The organism is Vibrio nitrifigilis, assembly GCF_015686695.1.
GTDB lineage: Bacteria > Pseudomonadota > Gammaproteobacteria > Enterobacterales > Vibrionaceae > Vibrio > Vibrio nitrifigilis.
On record NZ_JADPMR010000001.1, the window covers coordinates 2,428,117 to 2,442,042 of the forward strand.

General features: G+C 43.4%; 15 protein-coding genes. All 15 read right to left on the bottom strand.

Annotated elements, in window-relative coordinates; translation table 11 throughout:
• Nucleotides 1-22: 22 nt before the first annotated feature.
• The 15 genes from I1A42_RS10725 to mnmE all read right to left on the bottom strand — a co-directional run bounded on the left by I1A42_RS10725 (nt 23) and on the right by mnmE (nt 13,896).
• Entirely contained in the window at nt 23-445 is a 423-nt protein-coding gene (locus I1A42_RS10725) for a F0F1 ATP synthase subunit epsilon (protein WP_161155708.1), read from the bottom strand.
• 18 nt (nt 446-463) lie between these two features.
• A complete protein-coding gene (atpD, locus tag I1A42_RS10730; RefSeq protein WP_161155706.1) occupies nt 464-1,867 on the bottom strand; it encodes a F0F1 ATP synthase subunit beta in 1,404 nt (467 codons plus the stop codon).
• A gap of 34 nt (nt 1,868-1,901) precedes the next feature.
• The gene (gene atpG / locus I1A42_RS10735) at nt 1,902-2,768 is read right to left on the bottom strand and encodes a F0F1 ATP synthase subunit gamma (RefSeq protein WP_161155704.1); all 867 of its coding nucleotides are present in this window, start codon (nt 2,766-2,768) and stop codon (nt 1,902-1,904) included.
• 43 nt (nt 2,769-2,811) lie between these two features.
• Complete coding sequence (gene atpA / locus I1A42_RS10740) at nt 2,812-4,353, bottom strand: F0F1 ATP synthase subunit alpha (protein ID WP_161155702.1); 1,542 nt, start codon at nt 4,351-4,353, stop codon at nt 2,812-2,814.
• A 13-nt stretch (nt 4,354-4,366) separates the two neighbouring features.
• On the bottom strand, nt 4,367-4,900 hold the full coding sequence (atpH, locus tag I1A42_RS10745; RefSeq protein WP_161155700.1) for a F0F1 ATP synthase subunit delta: 534 nt from the start codon (nt 4,898-4,900) through the stop codon (nt 4,367-4,369).
• Between the two features lie 14 nt (nt 4,901-4,914).
• Nucleotides 4,915-5,385, bottom strand: a complete 471-nt coding sequence (atpF, locus tag I1A42_RS10750) for a F0F1 ATP synthase subunit B (RefSeq protein WP_161155698.1) — start codon at nt 5,383-5,385, stop codon at nt 4,915-4,917.
• A gap of 79 nt (nt 5,386-5,464) precedes the next feature.
• Entirely contained in the window at nt 5,465-5,719 is a 255-nt protein-coding gene (atpE, locus tag I1A42_RS10755) for a F0F1 ATP synthase subunit C (protein ID WP_002540812.1), read from the bottom strand.
• A gap of 69 nt (nt 5,720-5,788) precedes the next feature.
• A complete protein-coding gene (gene atpB, locus I1A42_RS10760; RefSeq protein WP_161155696.1) occupies nt 5,789-6,619 on the bottom strand; it encodes a F0F1 ATP synthase subunit A in 831 nt (276 codons plus the stop codon).
• An 8-nt stretch (nt 6,620-6,627) separates the two neighbouring features.
• The gene (locus I1A42_RS10765; RefSeq protein WP_161155694.1) at nt 6,628-7,017 is read right to left on the bottom strand and encodes a F0F1 ATP synthase subunit I; all 390 of its coding nucleotides are present in this window, start codon (nt 7,015-7,017) and stop codon (nt 6,628-6,630) included.
• Between the two features lie 188 nt (nt 7,018-7,205).
• Nucleotides 7,206-8,087 (bottom strand): ParB/RepB/Spo0J family partition protein, encoded by an 882-nt coding sequence (locus I1A42_RS10770; protein ID WP_196123476.1) that lies wholly within the window; start codon nt 8,085-8,087, stop codon nt 7,206-7,208.
• A 26-nt stretch (nt 8,088-8,113) separates the two neighbouring features.
• On the bottom strand, nt 8,114-8,887 hold the full coding sequence (locus I1A42_RS10775; RefSeq protein ID WP_196123477.1) for a ParA family protein: 774 nt from the start codon (nt 8,885-8,887) through the stop codon (nt 8,114-8,116).
• A gap of 14 nt (nt 8,888-8,901) precedes the next feature.
• Nucleotides 8,902-9,537, bottom strand: coding sequence for a 16S rRNA (guanine(527)-N(7))-methyltransferase RsmG (gene rsmG, locus I1A42_RS10780; RefSeq protein WP_196123478.1), 636 nt, complete (start codon nt 9,535-9,537; stop codon nt 8,902-8,904).
• Nucleotides 9,537-11,432 carry a tRNA uridine-5-carboxymethylaminomethyl(34) synthesis enzyme MnmG gene (gene mnmG, locus I1A42_RS10785; RefSeq protein ID WP_161155686.1) on the bottom strand — a complete coding sequence of 632 codons (1,896 nt, stop codon included), beginning with the start codon at nt 11,430-11,432 and terminating at the stop codon, nt 9,537-9,539. The genes rsmG and mnmG overlap by 1 nt, the downstream gene beginning before the upstream one ends.
• Before the next feature lie 486 nt (nt 11,433-11,918).
• A complete protein-coding gene (gene mioC / locus I1A42_RS10790) occupies nt 11,919-12,356 on the bottom strand; it encodes an FMN-binding protein MioC (protein WP_196123479.1) in 438 nt (145 codons plus the stop codon).
• 178 nt (nt 12,357-12,534) lie between these two features.
• Entirely contained in the window at nt 12,535-13,896 is a 1,362-nt protein-coding gene (gene mnmE / locus I1A42_RS10795) for a tRNA uridine-5-carboxymethylaminomethyl(34) synthesis GTPase MnmE (RefSeq protein WP_161155682.1), read from the bottom strand.
• Nucleotides 13,897-13,926: the final 30 nt, after the last annotated feature.

Genomic DNA, 13,926 nt, shown 5'->3' on the forward strand with positions numbered 1-13,926 from the left:
AAATAACGTCTCTAATTTATAATTAACGACGTTTTTTGGTGAGCTCAATTACTCGTAATTGAGCCATGGCTTTAGCCAGTTCACTGGCCGCTTGCGCGAAGTCCATGTCACCGTGTTGGTTCTGAATATGTTCTTCAGCACGTTGACGGGCTTCTTCTGCCTTAGCTGCATCAAGGTCTTCACCACGGATAGCTGTGTCAGCCAGTACAGTTGCTGTACCAGGCTGAACTTCAACAATACCACCAGAGATATAAATGATCTCTTCGTGGCCGTGTTGCTTAACAATGCGCACCATACCAGGCTTGATAGCGGTCAGCAGCGGTGTGTGACCATGGAAGATACCAAGTTCACCTTCGCTACCGGTCACCTGAAATGTTTCAACTTGTCCAGAAAACAATTTTTTTTCTGCACTAACAACATCTAGGTGAAAGGTTATTGCTGCCATAACGCCTCCTAATTAGCCTTACATTTTTTTCGCGTTTTCTACAGCATCGTCAATAGAGCCGCAGTACATGAAGGCTTGCTCAGGAATATCATCGTAGTCACCATCTAGCAGACCTTTGAAACCACGTAGGGTTTCTTTTAGCGATACGTAAATACCAGGGTCGCCAGTGAATACTTCAGCTACGTGATATGGCTGAGTAAGGAAACGTTCAATCTTACGAGCACGAGCTACCACTTGCTTATCTTGCTCAGACAATTCGTCCATACCAAGAATAGCAATGATATCTTTTAGCTCTTTGTAACGTTGCAGTGTTTGTTGAACGCCACGAGCGATGTCGTAGTGCTCTTGACCAACTACTAGTGGATCCAACTGACGAGAAGTTGAATCTAGTGGGTCGATCGCTGGGTATAGGCCCATAGATGCAATGTTACGGTTCAGTACTACTGTCGCGTCTAAGTGAGCGAAAGTCGTTGCTGGTGATGGGTCAGTCAAGTCATCTGCTGGTACGTATACCGCCTGTACAGACGTGATAGAACCAGATTTAGTTGACGTGATACGTTCTTGAAGAACACCCATTTCTTCAGCAAGTGTAGGTTGGTAACCTACTGCTGAAGGCATACGACCTAGCAGTGCTGAAACTTCAGTCCCCGCAAGGGTATAACGGTAGATGTTATCGATGAATAGCAGTACATCACGGCCTTCGTCACGGAAACGCTCAGCCATAGTAAGACCAGTCAACGCAACACGCAGACGGTTACCCGGTGGCTCGTTCATCTGACCGTAAACCATCGCAACCTTAGATTCTTCTGGGTTTTCTAGGTTTACAACACCTGCTTCCTGCATTTCGTAGTAGAAGTCGTTACCCTCACGAGTACGCTCACCTACACCTGCAAATACAGATAGACCAGAGTGTTTCAGTGCGATGTTGTTGATAAGTTCCATCATGTTAACGGTCTTACCTACACCTGCACCACCAAACAGACCAATTTTACCACCCTTAGCGAATGGACAAATTAAGTCGATAACTTTAACACCCGTTTCTAGAAGTGCTGTCGCATTTGACTGCTCTTCGTAGCTAGGTGCTGCACGGTGGATAGAGTACTGTTGTTCAGCACCGATTTCACCGCGTTCATCAATCGCGTCACCAAGAACGTTCATGATACGACCAAGGGTCTTAGTACCTACTGGCACTGAAATTGGAGCGCCAGTATTTTCAACTGTCATTCCACGACGTAAACCATCTGAGCTACCCATTACGATTGCGCGACATACGCCACCGCCAAGTTGCTGTTGCACTTCAAGAACCAAACGTCCTGTTGCTTCAACAACGTTAAGAGCATCGTAAACACTAGGTACTTCGCTCTGTGGGAACTCCACGTCGACTACTGCGCCGATGATCTGTACGATCTTACCTGTAGCCATCGTTAATCCTCTAAACTGTTTGTTTTACCTAAGCTTAAACCGCAGCTGCACCACTTACGATTTCAGAAAGTTCTTGTGTAATCGCCGCTTGACGAGCTTTGTTGTACACAAGTTCTAATTCATCAATCAAGTTAGATGCGTTATCTGTTGCAGCTTTCATCGCAATCATTCGAGCCGCTTGCTCACAAGCAAGGTTCTCAACTACGCCCTGATAAACCTGTGACTCTACGTAACGTAGTAGTAAGGCATCAAGTAGCGGTTGAGGCTCTGGTTCGTAGATATAATCCCACGAGTGATCACGCTGCATTTCTTCGCTGTCTGATTTAGGCAAAGGCAGCAATTGATCGATCGTTGGTTGTTGCACCATTGTGTTTACAAATTCGTTGAACACAACGTACAGGCGATCTAATTCACCGTTATCATATTTCTTCAGCATCACACCGACAGAGCCGATTAGGTCTTCAAGACTTGGTGAATCACCAAGGCCCGATACCTGTGCAGCTACTTTTGCACCGGAGTGAGCAAAGAAGGATGTTGCTTTAGAGCCGATAATAGCTAGCTCAACATCCACACCTTTGGTTTGCCAAGATTTCATATCCATCAGGGCTTTTTTGAACAAGTTAACGTTCAAACCACCACACAAACCACGGTCTGTAGAAACAATGATATAACCAACACGTTTCGCTTCGCGTTCTTCTAAGTACGGATGACGGTACTCGAGATTCGCGTTTGCGACATGACCGATCACTTTACGCATCGTTTGCGCGTATGGTCGGGAAGCCTGCATCGCTTCTTGCGAACGACGCATTTTAGAAGCGGCTACCATTTCCATCGCTTTAGTAATTTTCTGAGTGCTTTTTACACTACCGATTTTACTACGTATCTCTTTTGCGCCGGCCATCGTTACTCTCCATTAGTTGGTGGCATTACTGCCACCGACTTAGTTACCAAGTTTGGGTTGCTTTGAAATCTTCAACAAGTTTGGTTAACTTGTCTTCAACTTCGCCGTTATAAGCACCGGACTTGTTGATCTCTTCTGCTAGTTCAGCATATTGAGAATGAGCATACGATAGTAAAGCGGCTTCAAAATCTAGAACTTTGTTCAGTTCTACATCAGCAAGGTAACCACGCTCTGCAGCGAAGATAGCTAAGCCCTGCTCAAAGATAGACATCGGTGTGTACTGATTCTGTTTCATCAGTTCAGTCACTTTTTGACCGTGGTCTAGCTGCTTCTTAGTAGCGGCGTCAAGATCTGAAGAGAACTGCGCAAATGCAGCCAATTCACGATATTGAGCAAGAGCAGTACGAATACCACCAGCCAATTTCTTAATGATCTTAGTTTGAGCTGAACCACCCACACGAGAAACAGAGATACCTGGGTCAACCGCTGGGCGAACACCTGCGTTGAACAGTTCTGTCTGTAGGAAAATCTGACCATCGGTAATAGAAATTACGTTAGTCGGTACGAATGCAGATACGTCACCCGCTTGGGTTTCGATGATAGGTAGAGCTGTCAATGAACCAGTCTTACCTTTCACTTCACCGTTAGTGAAACGTTCTACATACTCTGCGCTTACACGAGCAGCACGCTCTAGTAAACGAGAGTGTAAGTAGAATACGTCACCAGGGAATGCTTCACGACCTGGTGGACGACGTAGCAATAGAGAAATCTGACGATAAGCCACAGCTTGTTTAGATAGATCATCATAAACAATCAGTGCATCTTCTCCGCGATCACGGAAGTATTCACCCATTGCACAACCTGCGTAAGGAGCAAGGTATTGCAATGCAGCAGATTCAGATGCTGACGCAACCACAATGATAGTGTTTTTAAGTGCGTCGTGCTCTTCTAACTTACGTACTACGTTAGCAATTGTCGACGCTTTTTGGCCGATAGCTACGTAGATAGAGTAAATGCCAGAATCTTTCTGGTTGATGATCGCATCGATAGCCATCGCAGTTTTACCTGTTTGACGGTCACCGATGATCAATTCACGCTGGCCACGACCAATTGGGATCATCGAGTCAACAGATTTGTAACCTGTTTGAACTGGTTGATCTACCGATTGACGATCGATAACGCCAGGTGCAATCACTTCAACTGGAGAAGTAATTTTTGCTTCAAGAGGTCCTTTGCCATCGATAGGTTCACCCAGAGTGTTAACCACACGACCAAGCAGTTCAGGACCAACTGGTACTTCAAGAATACGACCAGTACCAGTTACTTTTGTGCCTTCCTTAAGGTCAGCATATGGGCCCATTACAACCGCACCTACCGAGTCACGCTCAAGGTTAAGTGCTAGTGCATAACGGCCACCCGGTAATTCAATCATTTCACCCTGCATCACGTCTTTAAGACCGTGAATGCGGATAATACCATCGCTTACCGAAACGATAGTACCTTCATTGCGACCTTCACTAACAACGTCGAAAGATTCGATACGCTGTTTAATAAGATCACTTATTTCCGTGGAATTAAGTTGCATGCTCCAATCCCCATCAAGACTGCAATGCATCGCTCAGACGGTGTAAACGTCCACGCGCTGAGTTATCGATGACTAAGTCTCCGGCTCGAATTACAACCCCAGCTAGTAGGGTCTCATCTATACTGCAATTCAGCAGAACTTTACGCTCGAGGCGCTGCTCTAGTTTGCTGCTGATGTCTGCTTTTTGTTGCTCTGAAAGCTCGCTTGCAGAAATAACTTCCACATCGATTTTCGATTCATGTTCTTTTTTCAGAACATGATATTGAGCGCAGACTTCAGGAACAGCCGCTAAGCGGCCATTCTCTGCCATCACCTTAATAAGGTTCTGGCCAGATTCATCAAACTGTTCGCCACAAACTGCGATAAAAACCTCTGCTAATTTATTGGCAGAGAGAGAACTGGTAATCAGTTCATGAATTTGCGCGTTGTTTGCGACTTCAGCAGCGAATACCAACATTTCAGACCATTGATCTAACTGTTGTTTCTCCACCGCAAAATCAAATGCTGCTTTAGCATAGGGGCGTGCAATAGTAGTCAGTTCAGACATAAGCGCCCCCTGAGTTAAAGTTTTGCAGCTACGTTGTCAAGAATATCTTTGTGCGCATCTTTATCGATTGAACGCTCTAAGATTTTCTCGGCACCAGCGATAGCCAGAGTAGCAACTTGTTTGCGCAGCTCATCGCGTGCACGATTACGTTCAGCTTCGATTTCAGCTTCTGCTTGAGTCAGGAGCTTCTGGCGTTCTTCCAGAGCCTGTTCACGAGCTTCATCCAAAATCTGAGCTTTACGTTTATTCGCTTGCTCAATGACCTCTGTTGCTGTGCGCTTCGCTTCCTTCATTTGTTCAGAAGCGTTGGCTTGTGCTAGATCTAAATCTTTCTTTGCACGCTCAGCGGCTTGCAAACCATCAGCAATTTTTTGCTGACGTTCTTCAATCGCTTTAATGATTGGTGGCCATACATATTTCATGCAGAACCAAACAAACAGGATAAAGGCGACTGCTTGACCTAGCAGAGTTGCGTTCATATTCACAACAGCTACCCCCTATATGGACAGACTTATGTTAATCAAAGGCAAAACGTAGATGTGTTTTGCCACTGGAAATACGTGATTAACCTAGTTGACCAACAAACGGGTTAGCGAAAGTGAATAGAAGTGCGATAACGATACCGATCATTGGAACCGCATCGAGCAGACCTGCGATGATGAACATCTTAACTTGCAGCATAGGAGCCATTTCAGGTTGGCGAGCTGCGCCTTCAAGGAATTTACCGCCTAGAAGAGCGAAACCAATCGCTGTACCTAGAGAAGCAAGACCGACGATAATACCTACGGCGATTGCAGAAAAGCTCAGTAAAGTTTCCATTACTATCTCCAATTATAATTGTTGGCTAAAGTGCCCAATAAAAGCTTTAAAAAAACAAAATATAAAAAATTAATGATCCGAGTCTTCGTGTGCCATTGACAGATAAACGATAGTCAACATCATGAACACAAATGCTTGAATCAAAATTACCAGAATATGGAAAATAGCCCACGGAAGTGAACCGATCCATTGTAACCACCAAGGCAACATCGCCGCACAAAGAATGAATACAACCTCACCCGCAAACATGTTACCGAATAGACGCATACCCAGTGATAACGGTTTCGCCAGCAACGACACCACTTCAATAAGTAGGTTAAACGGAATCATGACAGGGTGATTGAATGGATGTAGAGCCAATTCTTTCACGAACCCACCTAAGCCTTTCACTTTGATGCTGTAAAAAATCATCAAAGCAAAAACACCTAGAGCCATAGCCATGGTGATATTCACATCAGCAGAAGGAACCACTTTTAAATAAGGAACCCCTAACAGATGCTGTGCTGAGTAAGGCAAGAAATCGATGGGCACAAGGTCCATGATGTTCATTAGCAATACCCAACAAAAGATAGTTAGTGCCAGCGGAGCAATTAGCGCATTGCGTCCATGGAAAGTCTCTTTGACGTTTTGGTCGACAAATTCAACTACCATCTCAACAAAACACTGCAGCTTGCCTGGTACACCCACTGTTGCTTTCTTAGAAACTGAACGGAACATCCAAAGGAAGATCAATCCAGTAAACACAGAAAAAAACAGGCTATCGATATGAACGTTCCAGAAACTTGTCTCACTTATTTGCCACCCCAAATCATAGTGCTCAGAAATACGAGCCAATGATAAGTTAGACAAATGGTGCTCAATGTAACCGGACGGTGTTAGCGCTTCACCTGGCGCAGCCATAACTCATCCTATTTTTTGTTGTTAATGAATAGTACTGGTGCAAAGATATTAATACCTAGTACCAGCAAATAGGTTAGTTTCAGGGGAACAAGTTCCACCTGGACATACATGTAAGCAGCAGAAAATAGTGCAATGGTAATGAGGATTTTAAGAGCTTCACCTGTGTAGAAAGACGCCGTGATACGTTTTGCAGCACGAGCCCCACTAAACATGAAAGCGAACAGCGCGAATACAGCATTAGCAATGACAAAAATGCCACCACCTATTAGCGCAGAAAATCCCCATTCAGCATTAACCACAACAGCCATTCCTGTTGCCACAACCATAACCGCGCCCAACTGGATCAATAACAATTGCTTAGCAAGCTCTCGTCCCGGTCTAGCTAACGCAGCTACCATGTATTCTTACCCCACATAAAATGCACCTGACCTAACAACTAAAGCCAGATGCTATGCTAAAAATTTTATATACATACCATAATCTTTGGCAATGTAATTACCACAAAAAGTTACAGTTTTGCTTACAACTCGACAACTTTTCGAATGAAAAGTTGTTTTTTACAATTGATTTAAATCAATTATCTCATTTAGCGTTCTAGCTTGGCAATCACTTGTTCTAATTTGTGAGGTTCATCAAGACTTATTGTTAGTTTTGACTTTCCGTTCTTAGATCGCACGATTGAAACTTTTGCATGCAATTTATCGCTAAGGTTCTGTGATATTTGTTGAATTTCTACGTCTTCTACCACGTTTTTATCGTCAGATGGTCCAGAAAGACATTTTTTGACGAGTTGTTCGGTTTGACGAACCGTAAGCTGCTTTTTGGCTACTTTTTCAGCAATATCAGCTTGAAGCTCACCTTCGAGCATCAACAAAGCACGAGCATGGCCCATTTCTAGCTGCTTAGTTTCAACAAACTTTTTAACTTTTTCATCTAATTGGTTTAGACGTAATAAATTGCTGACAGTCGTGCGCGATTTACCAATCACATCGGCGACTTGTTGGTGGGTTAACTTGAATTCGTCTTGCAAACGTTCGAGAGCTTGCGCTTCTTCGATCGCATTCAAGTCTTCACGTTGAATGTTTTCGATCAAAGCCATGGCCACTGCAGCACGGTCTTCAACACGTTTAATAAGACAAGGAACTTGTTTTAGCCCAGCCTGACGTGCTGCTCTCCAGCGACGCTCTCCGGCTATAATCTCATACCCACCAGTTTCTAGTGGTCGAACAACTATCGGTTGGATAATACCTTGAGACTGGATAGAAGCAGATAGCTCTTCCAACGCTTCTGGAGACATGTCTTTACGGGGCTGGTAAATACCCGGTTTCAAGCTCGTAATAGCGAGATCCGTTAGATCTGCTTCTGAAGATAGCGTTTGGCTATTTGAAGCAACTTGCTGTTTTTCACGAGCCATTGAGCTAGTTGCTAGTAATGCATCCAGCCCTTTTCCTAAACCGCGTTTAGACATGTAAACGAATTCCTTAAGTTAAATCATTATGCGGGAACTTCTTCACGACGAAGCATCTCACCCGCTAAAGCTAAATAGGCTTTAGCACCAGCAGAATACTTGTCATAGTACATGGCAGGTTTACCATGACTTGGGGCCTCAGCCAAACGAACATTACGAGGAATGACGGTACGATACACTTTATCACCAAAGTGTTTTTTCAATTGATCGGACACTTCGTTAGAGAGGCGGTTACGAGGATCATACATAGTACGCAGTAAACCCTCGATTTTTAAATTTTCATTCACTACTGCAGCTAACTTACTAATGGTATCCATTAATGCCGTTAACCCTTCTAAAGCAAAATATTCACATTGCATTGGAACGAGTACGGAGTCAGCTGCCGCCATAGCATTAATGGTGAGTAAGTTTAGAGCTGGTGGACAATCAATAAAAATGTAGTCGTACTCATCTCGAACCGGTGTCAGTGCGTTTTTCAAACGTACTTCACGTGCAAACACTTCCATTAATTTAATCTCAGCGGCGGTCACATCACCATTCGCTGCGATTAAGTCATAATTTCCTGATGTTTTATGGCACACCACTTCTGAGAACGGCGAATCTTCAACCAATAACTCATAAGCAGTCGCATCGACTTGATATTTATCGACACCACTCGCCATTGTGGCGTTACCCTGCGGGTCTAGGTCAACGACCAAAACCTTACGTTTAGTCGCAGCCATAGATGCGGCTAAATTGATACAAGTTGTTGTTTTACCAACACCACCTTTCTGGTTGGCAATTGCTACGATTTTACCCACGGTGTGCCTCGCTGTTATCCCTTGCGCGATAAGATTACAAGATGACGCTCACCTTCCAACTCAGGAACTTTCAAAGATTTGACCGATATCACAGAACACCATTCAGGTAACTGATCTATTTCGTCTTGTGGCACATGACCTTTCAAAGCCAAAAAGACACCCGATTGTTGCTTGGGTAGATGATGACACCAATCCACCATATCAAGCATTGAGGCAAAAGCTCGACTTAAAACACCATCAAAACCTTCACCCGCATCATAGTCTTCTACCCGACTTTGAATTGGCGTCACATTGCCAATCTTCAACTCATGAATAACCTGTTTGATAAAACGAATTCGCTTTCCCAAGCTATCCAAAAGGACAAATTCTTTGTCAGGGTTCATGATTGATAGAGGAATACCTGGCAACCCAGGCCCTGTACCTACATCAATAAACCGTTTTCCCTCAAGGGAAGAACTCACGACGATACTATCCAAGATATGTTTAACTAACATATCTATTGGATCTCGTACAGAGGTCAAATTGTACGCTTTATTCCATTTATTGAGGAGCTCAACGTAACCTACCAATTGTTCGCGTTGACGATCAGACACGTCCAAATCAGTCTGAGCGATCAAATCATCCAACTTCGCTCGCAATGGAGAACTCATTACGCGGCTTCCCCTTTCTTAAGCATACCGTGCTTTTTCAGGTGTACCAGTAGGATAGAGATCGCAGCTGGTGTAATTCCTGAAATACGTGATGCAACACCAATACTTTCCGGTTTAGCTTCGTTTAGTTTTAGCACGACTTCATTTGATAGACCTTTGACGTCTTTGTAGTCCAAATCAAATGGCAGTTTAGTATTTTCATGGCGAAGTGATTTTTCAATTTCGTCTTGTTGACGTTGAATATATCCTTCATATTTCACTTGAATTTCTACCTGCTCAGCAGCTTGGCTATCTTCGATGCCAGGCGCGTATGACGCCAGCGAAGTTAAACTTTCATAAGTCATTTCAGGACGACGAAGCAAATCTTCACCACTTGCTTCACGAGCCATCGGTGTTTTTAATAATTTATTAAGTTCATCAACAGACTCAGATTTTGGATTCATCCAAATCGATTTCAGGCGTTGACGCTCTAATTCAATATTTTCAATTTTTTGATTGAAGCGAGCCCAACGCTCATCACTGATTAAGCCAAACTCTCGCGCTTGTTCAGTTAAGCGAAGATCCGCATTATCTTCACGCAGCATCAAGCGGTATTCAGCGCGGGAAGTAAACATGCGGTAAGGTTCTTTCGTGCCCATGGTAGAAAGATCGTCAATCAACACGCCAACATAAGCTTGGTCACGACGTGGACTCCACCCTTCTTTGTCTTGACTAAATAAACTCGCATTCAGTCCAGCCATTAAACCTTGAGCAGCCGCTTCTTCGTAGCCAGTTGTGCCATTGATCTGCCCAGCAAAGAACAGACCGCTAATGAATTTCGTTTCAAAGGTATGTTTCAAATCACGAGGATCAAAGAAATCATATTCAATCGCATAACCTGGACGAACAATATGAGCATTTTCAAATCCTTTCATTGAACGAACGATTTGGACTTGAACATCAAACGGCAAACTTGTTGAAATACCATTTGGATAAAGCTCTGTGGTATTCAGACCTTCAGGCTCAATAAAAATTTGGTGGCTGTTTTTGTCTGCAAAACGCATTACCTTATCTTCAATAGATGGGCAATAGCGTGGTCCTACACCTTCAATAACACCTGAATACATTGGGCTACGATCTAAATTCGTACGAATAACATCGTGAGTCTTTTCGTTCGTATAGGTGATATAACACGGAATTTGATGTGGGTGCTGAGTTCGATTGCCCATGAAAGAAAACACAGGTGTTGGGTTATCACCATGCTGTTGAGCTAGTTGAGAAAAATCAACACTGTTTGCGTCAATACGCGGAGGTGTACCCGTTTTTAAACGTTCTACACGGAATGGCAATTCTCGAAGTCGATTTGCTAATGCGATCGATGGAGGATCGCCTGCACGGCCCCCTGAGAAGTTTTCCAGACCAATATGGATCTTTCCACCAAGGAAGGTACCAACGGTCAATACAACCGCTTTAGCGTGGAATTTGAGCCCCATTTGGGTCACCACACCCTTCACTTGATCGTTTTCAACGATAAGATCATCAGCAGCTTGCTGGAATAACGTTAAATTTGGAGTATTTTCCAGAGTATGGCGCACATACGCTTTGTACAACGCTCGGTCAGCTTGTGCTCGAGTAGCACGAACAGCAGGACCTTTTGATGCGTTGAGCGTTCTGAATTGAATACCTGCATGGTCAATAGCTTCAGCCATTAAACCGCCCATAGCATCGACTTCTTTTACAAGATGTCCTTTACCAATGCCACCAATAGCTGGGTTACAAGACATTTGTCCCAGAGTATCAATATTATGTGTTAAAAGTAGCGTTTTTTGGCCAGTGCGAGCGGCGGCTAGAGCGGCTTCCGTTCCTGCATGACCGCCACCGACCACAATGACGTCAAATGTTTCGTGATAGAGCATGAACGACCTCAGGTGTTTCGTTAGAACTAAGGAAAATTAAAGGAGGCGTATTCTACCTTCTTTCTGCTGGCTATTAAATCGCTTTTCTAATTTTTTATAGATCGAGTTTTAAGTAATTATATATAAAGATCTTTATATAGATCTCTTATTAGATCTACTATTAGGATCGTCGATCTCTGTGGATAACTAAAAAATGATCATATGGATCATGGATCTTTAGACGATCATAACATGTGATCATCAACTGATCTGATCGAGGATTAGCTGGGATCAAAATAGGTACTTATACACAGGGGTAAAAAACGATCAAAGTTATTATTTGGATAACTACCGGTTGATCACCGGATAACATTGAACTTATCCACAGTCTAAGTGGTTATTATATGACCGGTTAAACCTGGAAGTCGACTAATGTTTTGGTTTTGCATTCGTAAGATCGAAAAAAAAGCGACTAAAAATTAGCCGCTTCTATCTTGATCATAGTGATTATTCAAATTTATCCGCGATGGTATTAAACCATTCTTCTGCTGCATCTTCTGGAACTGGGTGTTCTTGAACATCAATAGTTAAACAATCAGTAATAGGTTCAGCCCCAATATCCTCTAACAATGAATATGCATGTTTGCCAGCAGCACAAAACGTATCATAGCTAGAATCACCAATTGCAATTACAGCGTATTTGAGCCCCGCAGTCTTAGGCGGTGTCTCTTGTAAAGCGTTTATAAAGGGCTGGATATTATCAGGATATTCGCCAGCTCCATGAGTTGAAGTGATAATTAACCAAGTTCCTTCCACGGGAATTTCATCTAGATCTGGTTGATTGTGGATCGTAGTATCCAAGCCTTTCTCTTGCAGCAGATCATTTAGATGATCGCCAACGTATTCAGCACTTCCTAGCGTGCTGCCAGTAATTATATGGATCATTCTCTTATCCTGTTGGGTTTGTGCTTCTTAAACGACTTAAATGTATCCTATTTACGAATAAGAAATATTTCCAGTATTGTTTGCTAGATTACTCATTTTTACGTATCAAACAAAAAAGGCTTCCTCATATGAGGAAGCCTTTTATCAATGAGTGATACAGGTATCTGTCACTATAACTCTATTTACCGATACAGAACGAAGAAAAGATGCGACCTAAGAGGTCATCTGAACTAAATTCCCCTGTAATTTCATTAAGATGTTGCTGAGCAATACGCAGTTCTTCGGCAAGTATCTCTCCGGCCATGTAACCTTCAAGTTGCTCCTTACCAATATCAAGGTGTTGAGATGCGCGTTCTAATGCATCTAAATGACGACGGCGCGCCATAAAGCCACCTTCTTGATTTCCAGCAAATCCCATACATTCTTTTAGATGGGTTCTTAAAGCTTCTACTCCATCTCCGGTTTTAGCTGACAGACGAATAAGAGTTGGATCGTTCTTGTCATCAAGCCCCAATGTTTCATTGGTTTGATCGACTTTATTACGAATAATGGTGATCCCAATATGGTCAGGTAAACGATCGACAAAGTCTGGCCAGATCTCTTTTGGGTCAGTAGCATCGGTTGTCGTACCATCGACCATGAAAAGAACTCGGTCTGCTTGATTGATTTCGTCCCAAGCTCGTTCAATACCAATTTTTTCAACTTCATCAGAGGCTTCACGTAGGCCTGCTGTATCGATAATGTGCAACGGCATACCATCGATATGGATATGCTCTCTTAAAACGTCTCTCGTTGTTCCTGCGATGTCTGTAACGATGGCTGACTCTTTACCAGACAAGGAATTCAACAAACTCGATTTACCGGCGTTAGGTCGACCTGCGATCACAACTTTCATGCCTTCACGCATTATCGCACCTTGGTTAGCTTCTTTACGCACAGTATTAAGATTATCAATGATTGTATTTAAATCACTTGCGACTTTTCCATCGGCGAGAAAGTCGATTTCTTCTTCGGGGAAATCAATCGCAGCTTCCACATATATACGTAAATGAATCAGTGACTCTACTAGCGTATTGATGCGTTTAGAAAACTGCCCTTGTAGAGATTGCAGAGCAGATTTAGCTGCCTCTTCAGAGCTTGCATCAATCAAGTCAGCAATGGCTTCAGCCTGTGTTAAATCCATCTTGTCGTTTAGGAATGCTCGTTCAGAAAATTCGCCTGGACGTGCAGTTCGTACTCCGGGAATGGTCAAGATGCGTTTGATTAACATATCAATGACCACGGGACCACCGTGACCTTGAAGTTCTAGTACATCCTCACCTGTAAATGAATGAGGATTAGGAAAATAAAGTGCGATTCCTTGGTCTAATTCAGTACCGTTTAAATCTTTGAATGGCAGATATTCTGCGTAACGAGGGCGTAATTGTTTTCCAGTGACTTCCAGTGCCACTTTTTCCGCTAGTGGGCCGGAAACACGGATAATGCCAACCCCGCCACGGCCAGAGGCGGTAGCTTGAGCGACGATGGTATCTGTAGTCATAACGTTACCTGAGCAGGTTTGAATTTGCGT

Coding starts and splice junctions, on each gene's coding strand:
- I1A42_RS10725 (WP_161155708.1), bottom strand. CDS start 445: ATGGCAGCAATAACCTTTCACCTAGATGTTGTTAGTGCAGAAAAAAAA.
- atpD (WP_161155706.1), bottom strand. CDS start 1,867: ATGGCTACAGGTAAGATCGTACAGATCATCGGCGCAGTAGTCGACGTG.
- atpG (WP_161155704.1), bottom strand. CDS start 2,768: ATGGCCGGCGCAAAAGAGATACGTAGTAAAATCGGTAGTGTAAAAAGC.
- atpA (WP_161155702.1), bottom strand. CDS start 4,353: ATGCAACTTAATTCCACGGAAATAAGTGATCTTATTAAACAGCGTATC.
- atpH (WP_161155700.1), bottom strand. CDS start 4,900: ATGTCTGAACTGACTACTATTGCACGCCCCTATGCTAAAGCAGCATTT.
- atpE (WP_002540812.1), bottom strand. CDS start 5,719: ATGGAAACTTTACTGAGCTTTTCTGCAATCGCCGTAGGTATTATCGTC.
- atpB (WP_161155696.1), bottom strand. CDS start 6,619: ATGGCTGCGCCAGGTGAAGCGCTAACACCGTCCGGTTACATTGAGCAC.
- I1A42_RS10765 (WP_161155694.1), bottom strand. CDS start 7,017: ATGGTAGCTGCGTTAGCTAGACCGGGACGAGAGCTTGCTAAGCAATTG.
- I1A42_RS10770 (WP_196123476.1), bottom strand. CDS start 8,087: ATGTCTAAACGCGGTTTAGGAAAAGGGCTGGATGCATTACTAGCAACT.
- rsmG (WP_196123478.1), bottom strand. CDS start 9,537: ATGAGTTCTCCATTGCGAGCGAAGTTGGATGATTTGATCGCTCAGACT.
- mnmG (WP_161155686.1), bottom strand. CDS start 11,432: ATGCTCTATCACGAAACATTTGACGTCATTGTGGTCGGTGGCGGTCAT.
- mioC (WP_196123479.1), bottom strand. CDS start 12,356: ATGATCCATATAATTACTGGCAGCACGCTAGGAAGTGCTGAATACGTT.
- mnmE (WP_161155682.1), bottom strand. CDS start 13,896: ATGACTACAGATACCATCGTCGCTCAAGCTACCGCCTCTGGCCGTGGC.